Raw genomic sequence first — 23,005 nt, 5'->3', positions numbered from 1 at the left:
CGGCCGTGCCGGTCAGGAGGCTCGGATTGCGTCGAGCCGTCGGCTCGCGTCGGTACGCTGGTCCCGTGACGGATGCACCGATCGGAGTCTTCGACAGCGGCGTCGGTGGGCTGACGGTCGCCCGCGCGATCATCGACCAGCTGCCGCGCGAGAGCATCCGCTACGTCGGCGACACCGTGCACTCGCCGTACGGGCCGAAGCCGATCGCTGACGTCCGCCGGTACGCGCTCGAGGTGATGGACGACCTCGTCGAGCAGGGTGTGAAGGCCCTGGTCATCGCGTGCAACACCGCGTCCTCTGCGGTGCTCCGCGACGCCCGCGAGCGGTACGAGCAGGCGTACGGCATCCCCGTCGTCGAGGTGATCCAGCCCGCCGCCCGCGCCGCCGTCAAGCAGACCAGGACCGGTCGCATCGGCGTGATCGGGACGGTCGGCACCATCGCCTCCCGCTCGTACGAGGACGCCTTCGCCGTCGCGTCCGACATCACGCTCACCCTCGCCGCCTGCCCGCGCTTCGTCGAGTTCGTCGAGGCCGGCGACACCTCGTCCCCGGAGCTCCGCGACGTCGCTGCCGGGTACCTCGCGCCGATCCGCGCCGCCGACGTCGACACCCTCGTCCTCGGCTGCACGCACTACCCGCTGATGTCCGCGGCGATCCAGTACGTGATGGGGCCGGAGGTCACCCTGGTGTCGAGCGCCGAGGAGACCGCGAACGACGTCTACCGTCGACTCGTCGAGCACGGACTCGAACGCACCACGACCGCACCGCCGACGTACTCGTTCGAGGCGACGGGCGACGACCAGGCCGGGTTCATCCGGCTCGCACGCCGGTTCCTCGGACCCGAGGTGTCCCGCGTCGGCCACCTCCAGACCGCCAGCATCCCACTGCCGGGCAGCATCACGCTGCCCCGCACCGAAAGGACACCATGACCACCCGCATCGACGGTCGCGCGACGACCGAACACCGCCCCGTCACGATCGAACGCGGCTGGAGCGCCCAGGCCGAGGGCAGCGCGCTCATCTCCTTCGGCAACACGAAGGTGCTGTGCACCGCGTCGTTCACGAACGGCGTCCCGCGGTGGATGGCCGGCAAGGGCACCGGCTGGGTCACCGCCGAGTACTCGATGCTGCCGCGCTCCACGAACGAGCGCATGCAGCGCGAGTCCATCAAGGGCAAGGTCGGCGGTCGCACGCACGAGATCTCCCGGCTCATCGGCCGGTCGCTCCGTGCCGTCGTGGACATGAAGGGCCTCGGCGAGAACACGCTCGTCCTGGACTGCGACGTGCTCCAGGCCGACGGCGGCACGCGCACCGCGTCGATCACGGGCGCCTACGTCGCGATGGCCGACGCGATCGAGTGGGGCCGTGACAAGGGCTTCATCGCGAAGAAGGCCACGCCCCTGACCGACAGCGTGCAGGCCATCTCCGTGGGGATCGTCAAGGGCGAGCCGATGCTCGACCTCGCCTACACCGAGGACTCGAACGCGGACACCGACATGAACATCGTCACGACCGGGTCCGGCAAGTTCATCGAGGTGCAGGGCACCGCCGAGCACGCGCCCTTCGACCGCGACGAGCTGAACGTCCTGCTCGACCTCGGTCTCGCGGGCAACGCGTCGCTCGCGGGCATCCAGCGGTCCGCCCTGGGGCTCGCATGACGGGCACCGTCGTCCTCGCGACCCACAACCAGGGCAAGGTCGTCGAGCTGCGTGAGATCCTCGGCGCGGCCCTCGGCGGCGTCGAGCTCGTCGGGTACGACGGGCCGGAGCCGGTCGAGGACGGCGACACGTACGCCGCGAACGCGCTGATCAAGGCGCGGGCGGCCGTCGCGCACACCGGGCTGCCGGCGCTCGCCGACGACTCGGGCATCGCTGTCGACGTGCTCGACGGCGCCCCCGGCATCCACTCGGCGCGGTACGCCGGAACCCGGGTGGACGCCGACAACATCGCGTTGCTGCTGACGAACCTCGAGGGCGTCGTGGAGCGGACCGCCGCGTTCGTCTGCGCCGCCGCGTTCGTGACGCCCGACGGCCAGGAGCACGTCGTCGAGGCGGTCTGGAACGGGGAGGTGCTGACGTCGCCTCAGGGCTCCGGCGGCCACGGGTACGACCCGATCTTCAAGCCGGACGACGCGGATCGGTCGTCTGCACAGCTCACGCGCGAGGAGAAGAACGCGCTGAGCCACCGGTCGAAGGCGTTCCGCGGGATCGCCCCGATCGTGCGCGAGTACTTCGGCGCGTAGCCCGGGCGGCGGTGCCGTTCGCCCCCGCACAACGAGGAGCACCTCGCACCGCGGAAGTCCGTGGTGCGAGGTGCTTTCGGTTGTGCGAACGGGCAGCGGGCAGCGCCGCAGCGGGCGGCGGGCAGCGCGCGGGGCTACTCCGCGGTCGGCTGCTCCTGCTCGGCCTTCTTCGCCTTGCGGGCGTTGCGGATGTAGGTCAGCGCCATCGGCACCACGGTGACGAGCACCGCCGCGATGAGGATCAGGTCGATGTAGTTCCGCACGAGGTCGGCGACGAACGGGATGTACCCGAGGAAGTACCCGAGGAACGTCACCCCGACGCCCCAGATGACGGCACCGATCGCGTTGTACAGCGAGTACTTCTTGTAGTTCATGCGCCCGACGCCCGCGGCGATCGGCAGGAAGGTCCGGACGACCGGCACGAAGCGCGCCAGGATGACCGCGAGTGGGCCGAAGCGGTGGAAGAACGCGTTGGTGCGGTCGACGTTCTCCTTCGAGAACAGACCGCTCTCCTTGCGCTCGAAGATCGGTGGCCCGGCCTTCTTGCCGATGTAGTAGCCGAGCTCGCCACCGAGGAACGCCGCCGCGCCGATCATCAGCGCCGCCACCCAGATCGGGATGCCGCCGATGGCGCCGCCGCGGTCGAAGGCGAAGAGCCCGGTGATGACGAGCAGGCTGTCGCCGGGGAAGATGAACCCGATCAGCAGGCCGGTCTCGGCGAAGATGATGGCGCACACGACGAGCACGGCGACGGCCCCGAAGTGGTCGAGGATGTACTGCGGATCCAGCCAGGGGATCAGGGCGAGTGCGACGGAGTGCATGCTTCTTCCGGTCGTGCGTGTGCGAGGACGGGAAGGTCACCCGCACGACGAGGGTACCGTGCGGGTGTGACCTGGCCGTCCTCCTGCAGAGGGAGATGCGCGAGCACGCATCCGACGGTGCGGAAGGAGGGACTCGAACCCTCACGCCTGGGGCACAGGAACCTAAATCCTGCGTGTCTACCGATTCCACCACTCCCGCGAGCAACCGACAGCGTACCCGGCCGCGTGCCCACCGGCCCCGTGCGCACCGGCCCCGCTCAGCGCAGACGGCGGGGCAGGTACCGCGGGACGTACCGGAGCAGGATGCCGGCGCCGACGAGTCCGAGCACACCCATCACGCCGCTGGCGATCGCGATCGACGCCGCCGCGGTGATGCCCGAGATGAGGAGCGGTGCCGCCGCCTGCCCGAAGTCGCCGGTGAAGCGCCACGCGCCGAGGAACGGCGCCGGGTGGTCCCGGGGCGCCAGGTCCGCGCCGAGCGTCATCAGGATCCCGGAGCCGACCCCGTTCGCCAGGGACATCGCCATCGCGACCGCGACGAACCAGCCGACCCTCGTGTCGAGATGGTCGCTCCACGCGAGCAGGAAGTAGCAGATGCTCAGGCCGAGCATGCACGGCAGCGCACTCGCGAGCCGACCCCAGCGGTCCATGATCTGACCGCTCGTGTAGAAGAGCGCGAAGTCGACGGCGCCCGCGATGCCGATGACGAGCGCGGCGGTGGAGTCGTCCAACCCGACGCTGACCGCCCAGAGCGGCAGGATGACCTGGCGTCCGGCGCGCATCGCCCCGATCAGCCCGGCGCCACTGCCGAGCCGCAGCAGGACCCGATGGTGCTCGCGGATGGTCCGGAACAGTCCGTGGGATTCCTCCTTGACGAACTCCTCGCCTTCGAGTGTGGCCGGTTCGGCCGGACCGTCGACCGGACTGGAGGCTCGGCTCGGCCCGCGCAGGCCACGCACGCCCGTCGCGGGGTCGCGGAGGACGAGCAGGGTCACCGCCGCCGCGAGGCAGCAGACGATGTGGATCCAGAACGCGCTCTGCGTCGTACCGGTGAGGTGGACGACGCCGGCGGCGATGAACGGCCCGACGAAGTAGCCGAAGCGGAAGACCCCGCCGAGGCTGGACAGCGCTCGTGCCCGGATCGCCAGAGGGATCGCCGTGGTCATGTAGGCGTGCCTGGCCAGGGCGAACACGGCAGTCGAGACCCCGACGAGGAAGACGCCGACGGCCAGCACGACGGGATTCGGCGCGACGACGCACACGGTCAGCCCGAGCATCGAGACGACCGCGGCGCCGATCATCGCGTTCCGCTCACCGATGCGCGCGACGACCACGCCGGACGGCACGTCGCCGATGAGCTCACCGACGAGGATGAGGGACGCGACGAACCCGGCGATCGCCAGGCTCGCACCGAGGGAGTTCGCGGCGATCGGGATGATCGGGATGATCGCGCCCTCACCGATCGCGAAGAGCGCAGCGGGGAGGAACCCGGACAGCAGCACGGCCCGGAAGTCGAAGGGCGGGGGCTCTGGGGTGGTCGTCATCGCGACTCCAACGCTACGCCCGGGGCGGAGTTACCCTTGACGCATGCGTGTTCTGGCGGCGATGAGTGGTGGAGTCGACTCGGCGGTGGCCGCTGCCAGGGCGGTCGACGCCGGGCACGACGTCGTCGGGGTCCACCTGGCGCTGAGCCGGATGCCGGGGACCCTGCGGACCGGGAGTCGCGGCTGCTGCACCATCGAGGACTCGATGGACGCCCAGCGTGCCGCGTCCGCACTCGGGATCCCGTACTACGTGTGGGACTTCTCGGCGCGGTTCAAGGAGGACGTGGTCGACGACTTCGTGGCCGAGTACCAGGCAGGCCGCACGCCGAACCCCTGTATGCGGTGCAACGAGCGGATCAAGTTCGCAGCGCTCCTCGAGAAGGCGCTCGCACTCGGGTTCGACGCCGTCTGCACCGGCCACTACGCGTCGATCGTGACGGGTGCCGACGGCGCGCGTGAGCTGCACCGTTCGGCCGCGTGGGCGAAGGACCAGTCGTACGTGCTCGGCGTCCTCACCGCCGAGCAGCTCCAGCACGCGATGTTCCCGCTCGGGGCGACCCCGTCGAAGGACGAGGTCCGGGCCGAGGCCGCTGCACGCGGACTCACGGTCGCGCAGAAGCCGGACTCGTACGACATCTGCTTCATCCCGGACGGCGACACGCGCGGCTGGCTCGCCGACCGCGTGGGGACCACCCCCGGCGACGTCGTCGAGCGGGACGGCACGGTCGTCGGTGCCCACGACGGAGCGGCCGGGTTCACCGTCGGGCAGCGGCGCGGGCTCGCGCTCGGGCGTCCGGCGCCGGACGGCAAGCCGCGGTTCGTGCTGGAGATCCGTCCGAAGGACAACACCGTCGTGGTCGGGCCGAAGGAGGCGCTCGACGTCACCTCGATGTCGGGCTCCCGCTTCACGTGGGCAGGGACGGCTCCCGCCGACCCGTCCGTGCCGTTCGCGTGCGACGTGCAGATCCGCGCGCACGCCGACCCGGTGCCCGCGACCGCACGGGTCTCCGACGGCGTGCTGGTCATCGACGTCGACGAGCCGCTCTCGGGTGTGGCACCCGGGCAGACCGCTGTGGTCTACGTCGGGACCCGGGTGCTCGGCCAGTGCACGATCGACGAGACGGTCAGTGCCGTCCCCGTCGACGCCTGACGCCTGACTCCGGGGGTCGGTGGTCCACGGTAGAACTGTGGGTATGAGCGAGACCGACGCCACGTTCGAGACCATCGACCCTGCCGCGCTCGACGCCGCCCAGGCGGGGCGAGAGGTGGACCGGCTGCGCTCGACGATCAACGAGCTCCGCCACGGCTACTACGAGGAGAACGGTTCCACCGCCTCGGACGCCGAGTACGACGCACTGGTGCACCGGCTGGACGCGATCGAGCAGCGCTTCCCCGAACTCCTCACCGAGGACAGCCCGACGCAGACCGTCGGCGGCCAGGCGGAGACGACGCAGTTCGCGCCGGTCGAGCACGCCGAGCGGATGCTGAGCCTCGACAACGTCTTCAGCCCGGAAGAACTCACCGACTGGGCGATCAAGGTCCAGCGTGACGCCGGGTCCGAGCGTGTGCGGTTCCTGACCGAGCTGAAGATCGACGGCCTCGCGATCAACCTCCGCTACGAGAACGGGCGGCTCGTGACCGCTGCGACGCGTGGCGACGGCGTCGTCGGGGAAGACGTCACGGGCAACGTCCGCACGATGGGCACCATCCCGGATCGGTTGACGGGGACCGGTCACCCGCCCCTGGTGGAGGTCCGCGGCGAGATCTTCTTCCCCGTGGAGCAGTTCGACGAGCTGAACGCCAAGCAGCGCGATGCGGGCGAGCGCGTCTTCGCCAACCCGCGCAACGCCGCTGCCGGTTCCCTCCGCCAGAAGGAAGAGGGCAAGTCGCCGGCGAAGCGCGAGCTCATGGTGGACCGGCTCCGACGGCTCAGGATGCTCGTGCACGGCATCGGCGCGTGGCCCGTGGGTGAGCTCGAGCGCGACACCGACGTCCGTTCCCAGTCCGAGGTCTACGAGCTGCTGCACTCGTGGGGGCTGCCGACGGGGACGCACCACCGGGTGTTCGACTCCATCGACGAGGTCCTGGGGTTCGTCAAGGACTACGGCGAGCGTCGGGCGTCGGTGGAACACCAGATCGACGGCATCGTCATCAAGGTCGACGACCTCGGCCTGCACGAGGAACTCGGGTCGACGTCCCGCGCGCCGCGGTGGGCCATCGCGTACAAGTACCCGCCCGAAGAAGTGCACACGAAGCTCCTCGACGTGGTCGTCAGCGTCGGACGCACCGGCCGCGCCACGCCCTTCGCGGTGATGGCCCCGGCCGAGGTCGCCGGATCCGTCGTCCGGCAGGCCACGCTGCACAACCAGCAGGTGGTCAAGGCGAAGGGCGTCCTGATCGGCGACACCGTCGTCCTGCGCAAGGCCGGTGACGTCATCCCCGAGGTGCTCGGCCCGGTCGTGGAACTCCGCGACGGCTCCGAGCGCGAGTTCGTGATGCCGACGGCCTGCCCGGAGTGCGGCACCACCCTCGCCCCGGCGAAGGAAGGCGACATCGACCTCAGGTGCCCGAACGCCGAGAGCTGCCCAGCGCAGGTCCGGGGGCGGGTCGAGCACATCGCGTCCCGTGGCTCGCTCGACATCGAGGGCCTCGGCGAGGTCGCGGCGGCAGCCCTGACGCAGCCGCTGGTCCCGGAGACGCCGCCCCTCGTGACCGAGGCCGGTCTGTTCGACCTGACGATGGAGGACATCGTCCCGATCGAGGTGATCGTCCGCGACGCCGAGACCGGCATGGAGAAGACGGACGAAGAAGGCACGCCGAAGCGTGTGACGCCGTTCAGCCGTGCCCGCAAGAAGACCGACCCGCCGTTCGACCCGGATGCCCGCGGCGCGGACTACACGGGCGAGCCCAGTCGGTACCCGTCAAAGAACGCGTTCGAGATGCTCGCGAACATCGACGCCGCCAAGACCAAGCCGCTCTGGCGGATCCTGGTCGGCCTGAGCATCCGGCACGTCGGTCCGGTCGCCGCCCGGGCACTGGCGAACCACTTCGGTTCGCTCGACGCCATCCGGAACGCCTCCCGCGAGGAACTTGCCGCGGTGGACGGCGTCGGCGGCATCATCGCCGACGCGCTGCTCGCCTGGTTCGAGGTCGACTGGCACCGTGAGGTCATCGACCGGTGGACCGCCGCCGGCGTGCAGTTCACGACGCCGGGGCACCCGGGACCGGGTGCCGCCGACACCGAGGGCTGGGTGCTGAGCGGGCTGACCGTGGTCGCGACCGGATCGCTGGAGGGGTACAGCCGGGAAGGTGCGCAGGAAGCGATCATCGCCGCCGGGGGCAAGGCCGCGTCGAGCGTGAGCAAGAAGACGGACTTCGTCGCAGCTGGTCCCGGTGCCGGGTCGAAGCTGACGAAGGCCGAGCAGCTCGGCGTGCGGATCATCGACGCCGAGCAGTTCAAGGTCCTCGTGACCGAGGGGCCCGCGGCGCTCCCGGCACCGCAGGAGGCAGCAGCCGAGGACTGACCCGTGGCACGAGAGCACGTGTGCGGTCCGCGCGCACGGCACGCCGCGCCGTCGGTCTGAACCCAGTTCTGGGGGCAAGTTGCAACGGACACGACCGGTCCCCGGTCGTTTTCCTTACACTCGACAGAGCATCACCTGTCGTCTGCAGGGGGACGATGGGATGGCCTTCCCGGGGGAGACCGGTATTGCTGCTCCTCGCCGCCGCACTGCTCACCGCCTCGATGCACTCCCTCGGAGTGGTCGAGTCGCCCGTCGCGCCCGCGGCCTCGAGTGCCGTCGCCGTCTCGACCGCCGCAGTCGTCCACGACACGGGGCAGACCGCTGCACCGGTCATGACCGGGGGACAGATCGGGATCGGCGACCTGCGCTCGGACCGTGGTCGCGCCTTCCTCGACGACCTCGCCATGGCGTCTCCGGCCGTGCTCGCGACGGCCGATCGTGACGACCGGGTCGTGGCGACCGCGATGGACGCCCCGCCGACGGCCGCTGAGGTCCACACCTGGTGGTCCGGCCTCGACACCGCCGAGCAGGTGCGGCTGCTGCACGGTGCGCCCGTCGTCGTCGGCAACCTCGACGGAGTGCCCTACGCCGTGCGCGACCGGGCGAACCGGGCGGTGCTCGCCGCGGAGAGCGCGGACCGCGGGACCCCGTCAGGCGAAGCGGCGATGCTCGGGCAGGTCCGCGAGTCGCTGGCCCGCGACGCCGACGGACCCCGCAAGTCGCTCATCACGCTCGACACGCGGGGTACCGGACGTGCGGCCATCGCGCTCGGCGACCTCGACACCGCGGCGGACGTCACGGTGGTGGTCCCCGGGATGTTCTTCACCGTCACCGGCCAGCTGGTGGACTTCACCGAGACCGCCGGCGACCTGTACGACGAGCAGGCGACGCTGTCGCCGGTCGCGGCACCGGCGCCGGGGACCGGGATCGCGGTCGTCGCGTGGATGGGCTACCGGACGCCCGACCTGTCGAACATCCTGTCCCTGGACCTCGCCAAGACCGGCGCAGCGCGACTCGAACGGACCGTCGACGGCATCCGTCGGATCCGGGACGGCGCCGAGCCCCGCCTCGGCATCGTCGCCCACTCCTACGGCTCGACGACCGCACTGATCGCACTGTCCTCCGGGCGGATGCACGCCGACAGCCTGACGGTGCTCGGGTCCCCGGGGAGCGGCGTCACGAACGCCTCGGAGCTGGCGGTGGCCGCCGGCGAGGTGTTCGTCGGGGGAGCACACTGGGACCCCATCGCGGGATCCGGGTACTTCGGCACCGACCCGGGCGCTCGGGGCTTCGGTTCGACCGTGCTCGACCTCGCCGGCGGGGTCGACCCGGCCGACGCCGGCGACGTGTTCCGGCGACCGGTCGGGCACAACGACTACCTGAAGCCCGGAACGGCGTCGTTGCACGACGTCGCGCTCATCGCCGTCGGACGCGGTGACCTGGTGCGTGACCAGGTGCAGCGTGGCAACGGCCGCGGGGAGGGCGCCGTGCAGGCGTCGCCTGACCTGTTCCTCGTCCGCCCGCAGGACCTCCAACCCCGCGACTGACGCGAGCGGTCGGTGAAGCGGCCCACGGTGGTGGACGTGACCCGATCGTGACCGGACGTGCGGGGCGGACCCGATCCGAGCCTCTCCCCACCGGCACGGCCGGTCCGCCGCTGGCGCGTCGCACCGGAACCGGCGGTGTGGGCCCAGGCCGGTCCGGGCCGCACCTGCTGGACAACCTGAGCAGCGGTGCAGGTTCTGCGGGGGTCGGAGCAGTCTCGCCCCAGGGCGGGTCCCTACGGTGCAGTGCATGCGTGTGATGCGGTGGCCGGGAGCCCTCCTGATGTTCGTCGTGATGTCGGCACTCGCGGGCATGCTCGTGGCGGTCGCCGTCACCCCGGCCGTCGCCGTGGCGGGGGAAGGCGCTTCCGGCGCCGCCGCGTTCTTCGAGGACCTGCCGAGCTACCTCGACGTGCAGACACCGCAGCAGGTGTCGTCCGTCTACGCGAAGCAGGGTGGCCAGGACGTCAAGATCGCGTCGTTCTACGCCGAGAACCGCACGATCGTGCAGTCCGATGCGATCGCGAAGACCCTCAAGCAGGCCGCGATCGACACCGAAGACCCGCGGTTCTACGACGAAGGCGGCATCGACGTGCTCGGGACCGTCCGCGGTGTCGCCGCGACCGTCGTCGGGGGAGACGTGCAGGGCGGCTCGAGCATCACGCAGCAGTACGTCAAGAACGTGCTCGTGCAGCAGTGCGAGCAGCTGACCGGCAAGGACGCCGCGGACACGAAGCAGAAGATCGACGCGTGCTACGAGGACGCGGCCGGTGTCACCCCGCAGCGCAAGCTGCAGGAGATGCGGTACGCGATCGCCGTGAACAAGAAGTACTCCAAGGACGACATCCTCACCGGGTACCTCAACATCGTGGGGCTCGGCGGCCGCGTGTACGGCGCCGAGGCCGGAGCGCAGTACTACTTCGGCGTCTCCGCGAAGGACCTCTCCCTGGTGCAGTCCGCCACCCTCGTCGCGATCCTGAACAACCCGTCGAACCTGCGCATCGACCAGCCCGACTCGACGGCGAACGGGTCGGCGAACGGGTACAAGGCAACCAAGGCGCGCCGCGACTACGTGCTCCAGCGGATGTACGCGCACCACTCGATCTCGAAGGCCGACGAGCAGGCGGCGATCGCCACGCCCGTCCAGCCGAAGATCACCGCGACCGCGAACGGCTGCTCGTCCGCAGCGACGAACTACGACGCCGGCTACTTCTGCGACTACGTGCGCGACCAGATCCTGCAGGACCCCGCGTTCGGCAAGACCGCCTCAGAGCGCATCGAGACCCTCGACACCAAGGGTCTGCAGATCCACACGTCGCTCGACCTCGACCTGCAGGCACAGTCCCAGAACGCGCTCTCGACCTTCGTCCCCGCGACCATGACGGGTTTCGACGTCGGTGGGTCGAACGTCACGGTCGAGCCAGGGACCGGCCGCATCATGTCGATGGTGCAGAACACCGCGTACACGCAGTCGGACTCGGCAGCGCCGGGGCAGACCGCCGTCAACTACAGCGCCGACCAGGCGTACGGCAACTCCGGCGGGTTCCAGACCGGCTCCACGTTCAAGGTGTTCACGCTCGCGGAGTGGCTCGCGCAGGGGCACACCCTGAACGAGAGCGTCAACACCACGGAGCACACGTACAACGCGTCCGAGTTCACGAACTCGTGCGAGGGCATCGGCGGGACGTGGAACGTCGCCAACGCCGAGAACGTGCCGGCGTCGATGAGCGTGCTCAATGCCACCGCGGAATCGATCAACACCGCATTCGCCGCGATGGGCAAGCAGCTCGACCTCTGCAAGATCGCGAACCTGGCGGAGTCGATGGGCATCCACACGGCCGACGGCGGCAAGCTCAGCTCGGTGCCGTCGATGATCCTCGGCACGAACAACCTGTCGCCGATCGATCTCGCCGAGGCGTACGCGGGCTTCGCGAACGGCGGCGTCGTCTGCACGCCCACCGCGATCGACTCCGTGACCGAGTCGGACGGCACGAAGATCACGCCGACCCCGTCGTCCTGCACGCAGGGCGTCTCCGCCGATGTCGCGGGGACCGTCGACTACGCACTGCAGTCGGTGCTCACCGGAGCCGGGACCGCTGCGAGCGCGAACCCGGGTGACGCGACCCCGAAGTTCGCCAAGACCGGCACGACCGACGGCGATGTGCAGAACTGGCTCGTCGCATCGAGCACGAAGTACACGAACGCGACCTGGGTCGGCAACGTCCAGGGGAACGTACCGCTCGCGAACCGGTCGTTCCTGCAGGGAACGACCGGGTACAGCGCGAAGTTCGGCATCGGGAAGTCGATGATGCAGTACCTCGACGCGCACTACGGCGGGGACGCACTGCCCGCGCCGAGCCAGGCGATGATCGGCGCGGCGAAGGCCCCGGCGAAGTCGGCGCAGTCCTCGCAGTCCTCGCAGTCCTCGCAGTCAGGGGCGCAGTCCTCCCCAGGGGCGTCGAACGGGCAGCCGTCCACCGACGGGACGCCCGATCAGCAGTCGGGCGGGCAGTAGACCAATAGACTGGTTCGCATTCCACGAACCGATCGACGGAGCACCATGCCTGACATCACGAGCGAGCAGGTCGCCCACCTGGCGAACCTCGCACGTATCGCACTCACGCCCGACGAGATCGAGAAGCTGACCGGGGAGCTGTCGCACATCGTCGACAGCGTCGCGAAGGTGACCGAGGTCGCCACGCCGGACGTCCCCGCGACGAGCCACCCGGTCACGCTGCCGAACGTCCTCCGGCCCGACGTGGTCGGCGAGACGCTCACCCAGCAGCAGGCGCTCTCCGGAGCCCCCGACACCGACGGCGAACGGTTCCGCGTGACGGCGATCCTCGGCGAAGAACAGTAGGCGGTAGAACAGTGACCGACGACATCACGAAGCTCAGCGCCGCGGCGCTCGCCGACGCCCTCGTGGCGCGCGACGTCTCCAGCGTCGAGGCGACCCAGGCACACCTCGACCGCATCGCCGCGGTCGACGGGGACGTGCACGCGTTCCTGCACGTCAACGAGAACGCCCTCGGCGTCGCGAAGTCCATCGACTCGCGCCGTGCCGCCGGCGACGACCTCGGTGCCCTCGCGGGTGTGCCGGTGGCCATCAAGGACGTGCTCTGCACCCTCGACATGCCGTCCACCTCCGGGTCGAAGATCCTCGAAGGCTGGGTGCCGCCCTACGACGCCACCCCGGTCGCGAAGCTCCGTCGCGCCGGCCTGGTGCCCCTCGGCAAGACCAACATGGACGAGTTCGCGATGGGCTCGACGACCGAGTTCTCGGCGTACGGCCCGACGCACAACCCGTGGGACCTCGACCGCATCCCCGGCGGCTCCGGCGGCGGTTCGGCCGCTGCGGTCGCCGCCCACGAAGCGCCCCTCGCGCTCGGCTCGGACACCGGTGGGTCGATCCGCCAGCCGGGCGCCGTCACCGGCACCGTCGGCGTGAAGCCCACCTACGGTGGCGTCAGCCGGTACGGCTCGATCGCCCTGGCGTCGAGCCTCGACCAGGTCGGTCCCGTCGCCCGCACCGTCCTCGACGCCGCGCTCCTGCACGACGTCATCGGTGGGCACGACCCGCGCGACTCCACGTCGATCCGTGACGAGTGGCCGTCGTTCGCGGCCGCCGCCCGTGACGGGCTGCAGGCGGACACGCTCAAGGGCCTCCGCGTCGGCGTCGTGAAGGAGCTCGCCGGGGGCGAGGGCTTCCAGGCCGGGGTCACGCAGCGCTTCCAGGAGACCGTCGCGATCCTCGAGGCCGCCGGTGCGGTCGTCGTCGAGATCGACGCACCGAGCTTCGCGTACGCCATCAGCGCCTACTACCTGATCCTGCCGGCGGAAGCGTCGTCGAACCTCGCGAAGTTCGACTCGGTGCGGTTCGGCCTGCGGGTCACGCCGGAGGGCGGCGCAACGGTCGAGGACGTGATGGCGGCCACGCGTGAAGCCGGCTTCGGGCCAGAGGTCAAGCGTCGCATCATCCTCGGGACCTACGCGCTCAGCGCCGGGTACTACGACGCCTACTACGGCAGCGCGCAGAAGGTCCGCACCCTCGTGCAGCGCGACTTCGACAAGGCGTTCGAGCAGGTCGACCTGCTCGTCAGCCCGTCGGCGCCGACGACCGCGTTCCCGCTGGGCGAGCGCCTCGACGACCCGCTGTCGATGTACCTCAACGACCTCACCACGATCCCGGCGAACCTGGCGGGCGTCCCCGGCATGAGCATCCCGAACGGTCTGGCGCCGGAAGACGGCCTGCCGACCGGCGTGCAGCTGATGGCCCCGCAGCGTGAGGACGCCCGGCTGTACCGCTACGGCGCGGCGCTCGAGCGGCTGCTCGAGCAGCAGTGGGGTGCGCCGCTCATCGACCGGATCCCCGACCTCGACTTCAGTCAGCAGTCGGCAGCAGAGGAAGGCGTGGTCTGATGGCCGCCAAGGACGCACTCATGGACTTCGACGAGGCGATCGAGCGCTTCGAGCCGGTGCTGGGCTTCGAGGTGCACGTCGAGCTCGCCACGAAGACCAAGATGTTCTCCGACGCCCCGAACTTCTTCGGCGGCGAACCGAACACCAACGTGACGCCGGTGGACCTCGGGCTCCCCGGCTCGCTCCCCGTCGTGAACGAGCAGGCCGTCCGGTTCTCGATCAACCTCGGGCTCGCGCTCGGGTGTTCGATCGCCGAGTCGTCGCGGTTCTCCCGGAAGAACTACTTCTACCCGGACAACCCGAAGAACTACCAGATCTCGCAGTACGACGAGCCGATCGCCTTCGAGGGCGAGGTCGAGGTCGAACTCGCCGACGGCACGCTCTTCCAGGTGCCGATCGAACGCGCCCACATGGAAGAGGACGCGGGCAAGCTGACGCACGTCGGTGGCGCGACCGGCCGCATCCAGGGCGCCGAGTACTCGCTCGTCGACTACAACCGTGCCGGTGTGCCGCTCGTCGAGATCGTCACGAAGCCGATCTTCGGCGCCGCCCACCGGGCCCCGGAGCTCGGCGCCGCGTACGTGCAGGTCATCCGTGACCTCGTCCGCGCGCTCGGCGTCTCCGAGGCCCGCATGGAGCGCGGAAACCTGCGCTGCGATGCCAACATCTCACTGCGTCCGTGGGGCCAGGAGAAGCTCGGCACCCGGACCGAGACGAAGAACGTCAACTCGTTCCGTGCCGTCGAGCGTGCCATCCGCTACGAGATCCAGCGGCAGGCTGCGATCCTCGCGGACGGCGGCACGATCACGCAGGAGACCCGGCACTGGCACGAGGACACCGGACGCACCTCCGCGGGGCGCCCCAAGTCCGACGCGGACGACTACCGCTACTTCCCGGAGCCCGACCTGCTCCCCGTCGTCCCCGACCCGGCGATGATCGAGGAACTCCGAGCATCCCTGCCGGAGGCACCCGTCGCCCGCCGACGTCGCCTCAAGGGGGAGTGGGGCTTCGCCGACCTCGAGTTCCAGGACGTGGTGAACGGCGGCCTCCTCGACGAGGTCGAAGCCACGGTCGCCGCCGGTGCACCAGCCCAGGCCGCCCGCAAGTGGTGGACCGGTGAGATCAGCCGCGTCGCGAACACGCAGGACGCCGCCCCCGGGGACCTCGTGTCGCCCGCGCACGTCGCCGAGCTCATCACGCTCGTCGAGTCCGGGGACCTGACCGATCGTCTGGCACGCCAGGTGCTCGAGGGCGTCATCGCCGGCGAGGGCTCGCCGTCCGCGGTCGTCGAGTCGCGCGGGCTCAAGGTCGTCTCCGACGACTCGGCGCTCACCGCCGCCGTCGACGAGGCGCTCGCCGCGCAGCCGGACGTCCTCGCCAAGATCAAGGACGGCAAGGTCCAGGCCGCCGGCGCGATCATCGGTGCCGTCATGAAGTCGATGCAGGGCCAGGCCGACGCGGCCCGCGTCCGCGAGCTCGTGCTGGAGCGCGCGCAGGCCTGACGCCGCCGCACCGATCTGCAGAACGGACACAGCACCGCGCATCGGCGTGGTGCTGTGTCCGTTCCGCGGTTCCGGGCCGTCGTGGTCGTACCTGGGGACACGTCCACGACCCGGTGACATGATGAGGAGTGTCCGCAACGATCCGCGCCATCGGTACCGCCGTTCCCGAGACGACACTCGACCAGGTGGCGGTGCGCGAGCTCTTCGCCGCGCAGCCAGGGCTCGGTCGCCTCGGTCGTCGTCTGGTCCCCGCCGCGTTCGACGCATCAGCCGTCGCGCACCGGCACACCGTTCTGCGGGAGCTCGACCTCGCCGGCCGGCCCGGACGCTTCCGAGATGCCGACGGGACGCTGCAGTCGCCGTCGACGGGCACGAGGAACGACCGGTACCGGGAGCTCGCTCCCGCCCTGTTCGTCGCGTCCGCGCGGGACGCCCTGCACCGGTCCGGCATCGGCCCGGCGGACGTCACGCACCTCGTCACGGTGTCGTGCACGGGGTTCACCCAGCCAGGGCCCGACCTGGCGATCGTCGAGGGACTGGGGCTCCGCCGCACGGTCTTCCGGCAGCACATCGGGTTCATGGGGTGCTGCGCGGCGTTCCCGGCGCTCCGGATCGCCGACGCGTTCGTCGCCGCTGATCCGTCCGCCGTCGTGCTCGTCGTGTGCGCCGAGCTCTGCACGCTGCACGTCCGGACATCGGACGACCCGGACCAGATCGTCGCGAACAGCGTCTTCGGGGACGGTGCCGCCGCTGCCGTCGTGACGGCCGACGGTCCCGGGCTGCGGCTCGACGCGTTCGCCACCACGGTCGTACCGGAGGGTGCGTCGGAGATGGCGTGGAACATCGGTGACGAGGGCTTCGAGATGGTCCTCAGCACGGCGGTGCCGAAGCTCGTCGGGGCGACCGTCGCCGAGGCGGTCGCGCCCCTGCTGGACGGACCAGCGGCGGACGTCCCCGTGTGGGCGGTGCACCCCGGCGGCCGGGCGATCCTCGACCGGACGCAGGATGCCCTCGGGTTGTCCGACAATGCCATGGCGAGCAGCAGGGCGGTGCTGCGCGAGCACGGGAACATGTCGAGCGCGACGGTGCTGTTCGTGCTGCGGGACGCGTTCGATGCCGGGATCACGGACGGTGCGTCCGTCATCGCGCTGGCGTTCGGCCCGGGCCTGACCGTCGAGAGTGCACGCCTCACCGCAGTCGGGACCGGCGTGACGGACACGACCCGGACGACGGACGCGGTCGATGCGGTGGCACTCGCCACGGGGCGGGCGTGAGCAGGCGGACCGGAGGTGAGCGGGGCCTCCCGGCAGTGGACCTGCGCCTGCGCGACCTGGAGCTCCGCGAACTCATGGACGACCCGGACTGCGACCCGCGGGCACTGGCGCGGACGTTCCGGCGGTTCGCCGTCGTGAACTCGCTGGTCAGCGGGTGGCGCGCCGCGTGGCGGACCCACGTCGTGCCGGCGTTGCCGGCGAGCGGCCGCGGACGGGTGCTCGATCTCGGGTGCGGCGGCGGCGACCTCGCCAGGGCGCTCGTGCGCTGGGCGGCGAGTGACGGGTTCGACATCGAGGTCGTCGGGGTGGACCCGGATCCACGGGCGATCGCCGCGGCGACGCGCTCCGTCCCCCGTGGCGTGTCCTTCCGCGAACAGTCGAGCGGTGACCTCGTGGCAGCGGGGGAGCGGTTCGACGTCGTGGTGTCGAACCACGTCCTGCACCACCTCGGGGACGAGGAGCGTGCCGGCTTCCTCGGCGACTCGGAGCGGCTCGCGGCGACCAGGAGCCTGCACTCGGACATCCGGCGGTCGGCGTCGGCGTACCGGGCGTACGCGCTCGGCTCGGTGCTCGTCGCTGCCGGGACGTTCGTGCGCGTGGACGGGCTGCGCTCCATCCGTCGGAGCTTCACGCTGCCGGAACTCCGGTCGGCGCTGCCGACGGGCTGGCGGGCGGAGTCGGCGGCTCCGCACCGGGTGCTCGCGATCCACGACGCCTGACGCTCCGCTAGCGTCGCAGCATGGTGCCCGCACGACTCCACCGTGTCGCGGTCCTGGTGCTCGACGGTGCCAAGCCGCTCGATGTCGGGATCCCCGCGCAGGTCTTCTCGAACCGTCCGAGCATGCCGTACGAGGTGCGGGTCTGCGGTCCCCGGGTCGGGCGGATCACCGGCGGTGACGGCCTGGCGTACGCGGTCGACCACGGCCTCGACACGCTCGACTGGGCCGAGACCGTGTTCGTGCCCGGCTACCGGTTCCCCGCCGACACCCCGCCGCCGGCCGACGTCGTGGCGGCTCTCGCCCGAGCGCACGAACGGGGTGTCCGCATCGCCGCGATCTCGACGGGGGCGTTCGCGCTCGGGGCCGCCGGGCTGCTGGACGGGCGACGGGCGACGACGCACTGGCACTACACGCGGGTCCTCCGGGAGCGCTACCCGGCGGTCGAGGTGGACGAGGACGTGCTGTTCGTCGACGCCGGCTCGGTGCTGACGAGTGCCGGCGCGGCGAGCGGGATCGACCTGTGCCTGCACATCGTGCGACAGGACCACGGCGTCGGGTTGTCGAACCACGTCGCCAGGCGGCTCGTCAGCGCGCCGTACCGGAGCGGCGGCCAGGCGCAGTACGTCCCGCGGAGCATGCCGGAGCCGCTCGGGGACGTGTTCGCCGCGACGCGTGAGTGGGCACTCCGACACCTCGCCGAGCCCCTGACACTCGAGGTGCTCGCACGGAACGCCGCCGTGTCGCCGAGGACGTTCTCGCGGCGCTTCGTGGAGGACACCGGGTACACGCCGATGCAGTGGGTGCTCCGGGCGCGGGTCGACCTGGCTCGGGAACTGCTCGAGCGCTCCGACCTCGGCGTCGACCAGGTCGCCGAGCGGGCCGGGCTCGGATCGGACGCGAACCTGCGGACCCACTTCCGCCGGATCCTCGGGACCTCGCCGACCGCGTACCGACGGACGTTCCAGGACTGAGCAGGACGCACGCCGGCGGATCGTCCGGACCGGATCAGCCTTGGCGTGATCCTTTCGGACCGTGGCTTCCCTGCCACTGTTGCCCTGCCTCCAGGCCGGTGAGCATGGTCTGCGGAACGAAAGGAACCCCCATGACCCGCATCGCCATCAACGGCTTCGGCCGCATCGGCCGCAACACCCTCCGCGCCCTCCTGGCCAGGGGCGGTGACGACCTCGAGATCGTCGCCGTGAACGACCTCACCGCACCGGAGACACTCGCGCACCTGTTCCGGTACGACTCCGCGCTCGGCCCGTTCGCCGGAACCGTCGAGGTGGACGGAGACGCCCTCGTGGTCGACGGCGCGCGAATCCGCGTCCTCGCCGAGCGCGAGCCGGTCGACCTGCCGTGGGCGGAGCTCGGCGTCGAGGTGGTCCTCGAGTCCACCGGACGGTTCACGGCACGGGACGCGGCAGCCGCACACCTCACCGCCGGTGCGCGCCGGGTCCTCATCAGCGCTCCGGCGACCGGTGCCGACGCCACGATCGCCTTCGGTGTGAACTCCGACGTGTTCGACCCCATCGCGCACACGGTCGTGTCGAACGCGTCCTGCACGACGAACGCGCTGGCGCCGCTGGCGTCGGTCCTCGACGACCTCGCCGGCATCGAGCACGGGTTCATGACGACCGTGCACGCCTACACGCAGGAGCAGAACCTGCAGGACGGTCCGCACCGGGACCTCCGACGGGCACGGGCAGCCGGGGTGAACATCGTGCCGACGTCCACCGGGGCGGCGAAGGCGATCGGGCTCGTGCTGCCGCGGCTCGAGGGCAAGTTGTCGGGTGACGCCATCCGGGTGCCGGTGCCCGTCGGGTCGATCGTCGAGCTGAACACCGTGGTGTCCCGCGACGTGACCGTGGACGAGGTCAACGCGGCGTACCGTGCGGCCGCTGCCGGGCCCCTCGCGGGGGTGCTGGCGTTCACGGCGGACCCGATCGTGTCGACGGACATCACGGGGCGCCCGGAGTCGGCCGTGTTCGACTCGCTGCTGACCCGCGTCGACGGTGGTCGTCACGTGAAGGTCGTCGCCTGGTACGACAACGAGTGGGGCTTCTCGAACCGGGTGGTCGACACGCTGGGGATGCTCGCGCGGGCGTGACGGTGCGCCGCGCCGGGTGCGCGAAAGCGACAGTCTGCCGCTGGGCTCCGGCGGCAGACTGTCGCTTTCGCGGCAGGGACCCGAGTTGCTCGGGTGGGGTTGTCGCTTTCGCGGAACAGGCCGCAGCCCGCGCCCGCCGCCCCCCGCCGCCCCCGCCGCCGGCCGCCCCCCGCAGGCCGCGGCCGCCGCTAGGCCAGCGGCAGCGCCGCCGTGCTCGCGAACGAACGGGACAGCACCGCGGCCCGGTACCGCTCGAGCGCAGGAGCCCCCGCCCCGACGGACTCGAGCGCCGCGAACCCGGCACCGAGCACCGGGGGAGCGGTGACCCACGTCGGCACGGCACCCGGCACCCGCGCCGCGAGCCCGGACACCACCGCGTCGACGAGGAGCGGGTGCCGGGCAGCGAGCACCCCGCCACCGAGCACGACGGGCACCGGCGACGATGCCGATCCGCCGAGGCCGAGCCGCCCGAGCGCCACCGACGCCAGCAGCACGATCTCCTCCGCCTGCCGCGCGACGACCCCGGCAGCGACGACGTCCCCGGCACCGGCGACCTCGAACAGCACGGGGCAGAGCCGGTTGAACACGCGTTCGTCGAGCCGGCCGAAGTGGATCGCCTCGGTGACCTCGCGGACGGACCCGAGCCCGAGTGCAGCAGGCACCGCGTCCACGAGCGCCGTGGCCGGTCCACGCCCGTCGTCCGCACGGGCCGCGTGCCAGAGCGCGCGGTTGCCGAGGTACGCCCCGCCGCCCCAGTCGCCGGACACGTCGCCGATCGCCGGGAAGCGCGAGGTCTCCCCGTCGGCACGGACCGCGAGCGCGTTGATGCCGGTGCCGCACACCACGGCGGCTGCGTCCGGCGACAGCGTGCCGGCCCGCAGCAGCGCGAACAGGTCGTTGTCGAGGACGTCGGGCGCGCCGCCGTCCTCGTCCCAGTGCGCGAGCGCCGCGGTCGCCGCGACGAGTTCGTCGTGCAGGTCGAGTCCGGCGAGGTACACGTGCGTCGTCCGGATCCGCCGGTCACCGAGCTCCCGGAGCACCCGTGCGCGGACCCCGTCGATGATCGGGCCTGCGAGGTCCCACCCGCGGGTCTGCGGGTTCGAGCCGGGCCCACGCGCGTGCGCGACGAGCGAACCGTCGAGCCCGATCGCGACGACGTCGGTCTTGCTGCCGCCGCCGTCGACCGCGAGCACCACGTCCGTCACGCGGCCCGCGTCCGGCAGACCGATCACCGGACTGGAGGACCGACCCGGCTCCGCCTCGCCGGTCCGGCTCAGCCCGCCCACGTCACCTGCTCCGATCGCGTCCACGGCAGGTGTTCCGCGTTCGCGGCCAGGAGCAGGTCCGTGAGCTGCTCGGCCTTGTCGACCTGCCCCACGAGGGGGTGCGCCCACATCGCCCGGAGCACCCGGTCGCGACCGCCGCGCACCGCGGCGTCGAGCGCCAGGCGTTCGTACCCGGCGACGTGCGAGACCAGCCCCACCATGTCCGCGTCGAGCGGTGCGACCGGCAGCGGGGTGATCGCCTGACGGGTGACGCGCGCAGGGACCTCGATGACGTGGTCGTCGGGGAGGAACGGGAACGTGCCGTCGTTCCGCACGTTGAGCACCTGCACGTCGCCGCGGTCCCCGAGGATCGAGGACAGCACGTCGATCGCCGCCTCGGAGTAGTACGCGCCGCCGCGCTGCTCGAGCTCGACGGGCTTCGTGACCACGGAGGGATCGGCGTACTTCGCGAGGAGGGCCTGCTCGGTCGCCATCACGGCCTCGGCTCGGGTGGGCTCGTGGAGCTGTTCCTCGAGCACGATGTCGTGGCTGTAGAAGTAGCGCAGGTAGTACGACGGCACGGCGTGCTGCAGCCGGATGAGGTCCTCGTGCATGTGCACGCTCTCGGCCATCCGGGTCAGTGCGTCGCCCGGCGCGAGCAGCTCGTCGAGGACGTCGCGCGTGGTGCCGTCGGCGCCGGTGACGTGCACGCCACGCTCCCACGTCAGGTGGTTCAGCCCGACGTGGTCCAGGCGGACCGACGTCGGGGCGACCTGGAACTCCCGGGCGAAGCGGCGCTGGAAGCCGATCGCCACGTTGCACAGGCCCACGGCGCGGTGCCCGGCCTCGAGCAGCGCACGGGTGACGATGCCGACCGGGTTCGTGAAGTCCACGATCCAGGCGTCCGGCTTCGCGTGCTTCCGGACGAGCTCGGCGTACTCGAGCACGACCGGCACGGTGCGGAGCGCCTTCGCGAAGCCGCCGGGGCCGGTCGTCTCCTGCCCGATGCAGCACGCCTCGTGCGGCCAGGTCTCGTCCTGCTGCCTGGCGGCCTGGCCGCCGATGCGGAGCTGGAACATGACCGCGTCGGCGTCGGACACCCCGGCGACGACGTCGTCGGTGACGTGCACGGTGCCCGGGTGCCCGGCGTGCGCGAACATCCGCTTCGCGACACCGCCGACGAGTTCCCGGCGTTCGGGATCGGGGTCGACGAGCCAGAGCTCGTCGATGGGGAGCTGGTCTCGGAGCCGGGCGAAGCCGTCCACGAGTTCGGGGGTGTAGGTGGAACCGCCACCGATGACTGCGAGTTTCACTGTGGTGCTATCCCTTCACGCCGGTGAGCGCGATGCCCTCGACGAATGCCTTCTGTGCGAAGAAGAAGATGACGACGACGGGGACCATGACGACGACGGTCATCGCCATCGTCATGGACCAGTCGGTGCCGTGTTGGCCGCGGAACGTGGCGAGTCCGTACGCGACCGGCCAGGCTGCCTGGTTCTCGGACGCGTAGAGGAGCGGGCCGTAGTAGTCGTTCCACGAGTTGAAGAACATGAAGATCGCCGCCGACGCGATGCCGGGCCTGGCCATCGGGACGACGACCCGCATCAGGACACCCCACTCGCTGCAGCCGTCCATGCGCGCGGCGTCCCCGTACTCCTTCGGGATCGTCATGAAGAACTGCCGGAGCAGGAAGATGCTGAACGCGTCGCCGAGCAGGTTCGGCAGGATCAGCGGCCAGAGCGTGCCGGTCAGGTGCAGGTGCGACCACATCACGTAGACCGGGACCGCGGTGACCTGCGGGGGGCAGGAGCATCGCCACGATGATCACCGTGAAGATGAGGTTCGCGCCCTTGAACTTGATCTGCGCGAGCGCGTACGCGGCGGGCACCGAGCTCAGGAGCATGAACGCGGTGGCGAGCACGGCGTAGAGCGCGGAGTTCCCGAACCACTGGGCGAGCGGCAGTTCGCTGAAGACCCTGGCGTAGTTCGAGAAGTCGAACGGCTTCGGGATGATCGACGCCGTCAGCGCCTGGTTGCTCGACATC

The 23,005-nt window shown here is 71.0% G+C and carries 19 protein-coding genes and 1 tRNA gene; 14 read left to right on the top strand and 6 right to left on the bottom strand.

Features of this window, described 5'->3' with window-relative positions; translation table 11 throughout:
* The first annotated feature begins 65 nt into the window (after positions 1-65).
* Genes murI through rdgB form a run of 3 tightly spaced genes read left to right on the top strand, consistent with a single transcriptional unit; the run spans position 66 to position 2,241 of the window.
* Entirely contained in the window at positions 66-929 is an 864-nt protein-coding gene (gene murI, locus ACEN9V_RS05880; protein ID WP_413602514.1) for a glutamate racemase, read from the top strand.
* Positions 926-1,657: a ribonuclease PH gene (gene rph / locus ACEN9V_RS05875; protein WP_281267247.1), complete on the top strand. Its 732-nt coding sequence runs from the start codon at positions 926-928 to the stop codon at positions 1,655-1,657. The genes murI and rph overlap by 4 nt, the downstream gene beginning before the upstream one ends.
* On the top strand, positions 1,654-2,241 hold the full coding sequence (gene rdgB / locus ACEN9V_RS05870) for an RdgB/HAM1 family non-canonical purine NTP pyrophosphatase (protein ID WP_402729128.1): 588 nt from the start codon (positions 1,654-1,656) through the stop codon (positions 2,239-2,241). Before rph ends, rdgB begins: the two co-directional genes overlap by 4 nt.
* A gap of 134 nt (positions 2,242-2,375) precedes the next feature.
* On the opposite strand, the gene ACEN9V_RS05865 is transcribed toward rdgB, so the two are convergent.
* The 3 genes from ACEN9V_RS05865 to ACEN9V_RS05855 form a co-directional block, all read right to left on the bottom strand.
* Complete coding sequence (locus ACEN9V_RS05865; RefSeq protein ID WP_281267249.1) at positions 2,376-3,062, bottom strand: DedA family protein; 687 nt, start codon at positions 3,060-3,062, stop codon at positions 2,376-2,378.
* 118 nt (positions 3,063-3,180) lie between these two features.
* Positions 3,181-3,261 (bottom strand) — tRNA-Leu (locus ACEN9V_RS05860).
* 58 nt (positions 3,262-3,319) lie between these two features.
* The gene (locus tag ACEN9V_RS05855) at positions 3,320-4,606 is read right to left on the bottom strand and encodes an MFS transporter (RefSeq protein WP_413602513.1); all 1,287 of its coding nucleotides are present in this window, start codon (positions 4,604-4,606) and stop codon (positions 3,320-3,322) included.
* A gap of 43 nt (positions 4,607-4,649) precedes the next feature.
* Here ACEN9V_RS05855 and mnmA point away from each other — a divergent pair, with 43 nt between their 5' ends.
* From mnmA to gap, 11 genes are all read left to right on the top strand, one after another.
* The gene (mnmA, locus tag ACEN9V_RS05850; protein WP_413602512.1) at positions 4,650-5,756 is read left to right on the top strand and encodes a tRNA 2-thiouridine(34) synthase MnmA; all 1,107 of its coding nucleotides are present in this window, start codon (positions 4,650-4,652) and stop codon (positions 5,754-5,756) included.
* A gap of 43 nt (positions 5,757-5,799) precedes the next feature.
* Entirely contained in the window at positions 5,800-8,130 is a 2,331-nt protein-coding gene (gene ligA / locus ACEN9V_RS05845) for an NAD-dependent DNA ligase LigA (RefSeq protein WP_413602511.1), read from the top strand.
* A gap of 185 nt (positions 8,131-8,315) precedes the next feature.
* On the top strand, positions 8,316-9,677 hold the full coding sequence (locus ACEN9V_RS05840) for an alpha/beta hydrolase (protein ID WP_413602510.1): 1,362 nt from the start codon (positions 8,316-8,318) through the stop codon (positions 9,675-9,677).
* Positions 9,678-9,924: 247 nt separating this feature from the next.
* A complete protein-coding gene (locus tag ACEN9V_RS05835) occupies positions 9,925-12,189 on the top strand; it encodes a transglycosylase domain-containing protein (RefSeq protein ID WP_413602509.1) in 2,265 nt (754 codons plus the stop codon).
* A gap of 45 nt (positions 12,190-12,234) precedes the next feature.
* Positions 12,235-12,534 carry an Asp-tRNA(Asn)/Glu-tRNA(Gln) amidotransferase subunit GatC gene (gene gatC, locus ACEN9V_RS05830; protein WP_281267255.1) on the top strand — a complete coding sequence of 100 codons (300 nt, stop codon included), beginning with the start codon at positions 12,235-12,237 and terminating at the stop codon, positions 12,532-12,534.
* A gap of 11 nt (positions 12,535-12,545) precedes the next feature.
* Complete coding sequence (gene gatA / locus ACEN9V_RS05825) at positions 12,546-14,093, top strand: Asp-tRNA(Asn)/Glu-tRNA(Gln) amidotransferase subunit GatA (protein WP_413602508.1); 1,548 nt, start codon at positions 12,546-12,548, stop codon at positions 14,091-14,093.
* Positions 14,093-15,595: an Asp-tRNA(Asn)/Glu-tRNA(Gln) amidotransferase subunit GatB gene (gatB, locus tag ACEN9V_RS05820; RefSeq protein ID WP_413602507.1), complete on the top strand. Its 1,503-nt coding sequence runs from the start codon at positions 14,093-14,095 to the stop codon at positions 15,593-15,595. Before gatA ends, gatB begins: the two co-directional genes overlap by 1 nt.
* A 128-nt stretch (positions 15,596-15,723) precedes the next feature.
* Positions 15,724-16,869 (top strand): type III polyketide synthase, encoded by a 1,146-nt coding sequence (locus ACEN9V_RS05815; protein ID WP_413602506.1) that lies wholly within the window; start codon positions 15,724-15,726, stop codon positions 16,867-16,869.
* Positions 16,866-17,588, top strand: a complete 723-nt coding sequence (locus ACEN9V_RS05810) for a methyltransferase domain-containing protein (RefSeq protein ID WP_413602505.1) — start codon at positions 16,866-16,868, stop codon at positions 17,586-17,588. Before ACEN9V_RS05815 ends, ACEN9V_RS05810 begins: the two co-directional genes overlap by 4 nt.
* A gap of 20 nt (positions 17,589-17,608) precedes the next feature.
* Positions 17,609-18,559 carry a GlxA family transcriptional regulator gene (locus ACEN9V_RS05805; protein ID WP_413602504.1) on the top strand — a complete coding sequence of 317 codons (951 nt, stop codon included), beginning with the start codon at positions 17,609-17,611 and terminating at the stop codon, positions 18,557-18,559.
* Between the two features lie 131 nt (positions 18,560-18,690).
* Positions 18,691-19,695 carry a type I glyceraldehyde-3-phosphate dehydrogenase gene (gene gap / locus ACEN9V_RS05800; RefSeq protein ID WP_413602503.1) on the top strand — a complete coding sequence of 335 codons (1,005 nt, stop codon included), beginning with the start codon at positions 18,691-18,693 and terminating at the stop codon, positions 19,693-19,695.
* Between the two features lie 188 nt (positions 19,696-19,883).
* On the opposite strand, the gene ACEN9V_RS05795 is transcribed toward gap, so the two are convergent.
* Genes ACEN9V_RS05795 through ACEN9V_RS05785 form a run of 3 tightly spaced genes read right to left on the bottom strand, consistent with a single transcriptional unit; the run spans position 19,884 to position 22,730 of the window.
* Positions 19,884-20,981, bottom strand: coding sequence for an N-acetylglucosamine kinase (locus ACEN9V_RS05795; RefSeq protein ID WP_413602502.1), 1,098 nt, complete (start codon positions 20,979-20,981; stop codon positions 19,884-19,886).
* A complete protein-coding gene (locus ACEN9V_RS05790) occupies positions 20,969-22,273 on the bottom strand; it encodes a 6-phospho-beta-glucosidase (protein ID WP_413602501.1) in 1,305 nt (434 codons plus the stop codon). Before ACEN9V_RS05790 ends, ACEN9V_RS05795 begins: the two co-directional genes overlap by 13 nt.
* Before the next feature lie 7 nt (positions 22,274-22,280).
* Entirely contained in the window at positions 22,281-22,730 is a 450-nt protein-coding gene (locus tag ACEN9V_RS05785; protein ID WP_413602500.1) for a carbohydrate ABC transporter permease, read from the bottom strand.
* Positions 22,731-23,005 lie beyond the last annotated feature (275 nt).

This window comes from Curtobacterium sp. Curtsp57 (assembly GCF_047324335.1).
In the GTDB taxonomy this organism is placed as follows: Bacteria; Actinomycetota; Actinomycetes; order Actinomycetales; family Microbacteriaceae; genus Curtobacterium.
The sequence above is the reverse complement of the archived record's forward strand: the minus strand, read 5'-3'. Positions and strand labels throughout refer to the sequence as shown.

Excerpts from the sequence above, each read along its gene's own strand:
- rph (WP_281267247.1), top strand. The coding sequence starts at position 926 with ATGACCACCCGCATCGACGGTCGCGCGACGACCGAACACCGCCCCGTC.
- rdgB (WP_402729128.1), top strand. The coding sequence starts at position 1,654 with ATGACGGGCACCGTCGTCCTCGCGACCCACAACCAGGGCAAGGTCGTC.
- ACEN9V_RS05865 (WP_281267249.1), bottom strand. The coding sequence starts at position 3,062 with ATGCACTCCGTCGCACTCGCCCTGATCCCCTGGCTGGATCCGCAGTAC.
- ACEN9V_RS05855 (WP_413602513.1), bottom strand. The coding sequence starts at position 4,606 with ATGACGACCACCCCAGAGCCCCCGCCCTTCGACTTCCGGGCCGTGCTG.
- mnmA (WP_413602512.1), top strand. The coding sequence starts at position 4,650 with ATGCGTGTTCTGGCGGCGATGAGTGGTGGAGTCGACTCGGCGGTGGCC.
- ligA (WP_413602511.1), top strand. The coding sequence starts at position 5,800 with ATGAGCGAGACCGACGCCACGTTCGAGACCATCGACCCTGCCGCGCTC.
- ACEN9V_RS05835 (WP_413602509.1), top strand. The coding sequence starts at position 9,925 with ATGCGTGTGATGCGGTGGCCGGGAGCCCTCCTGATGTTCGTCGTGATG.
- gatC (WP_281267255.1), top strand. The coding sequence starts at position 12,235 with ATGCCTGACATCACGAGCGAGCAGGTCGCCCACCTGGCGAACCTCGCA.
- gatB (WP_413602507.1), top strand. The coding sequence starts at position 14,093 with ATGGCCGCCAAGGACGCACTCATGGACTTCGACGAGGCGATCGAGCGC.
- ACEN9V_RS05805 (WP_413602504.1), top strand. The coding sequence starts at position 17,609 with ATGGTGCCCGCACGACTCCACCGTGTCGCGGTCCTGGTGCTCGACGGT.
- gap (WP_413602503.1), top strand. The coding sequence starts at position 18,691 with ATGACCCGCATCGCCATCAACGGCTTCGGCCGCATCGGCCGCAACACC.
- ACEN9V_RS05785 (WP_413602500.1), bottom strand. The coding sequence starts at position 22,730 with ATGTGGTCGCACCTGCACCTGACCGGCACGCTCTGGCCGCTGATCCTG.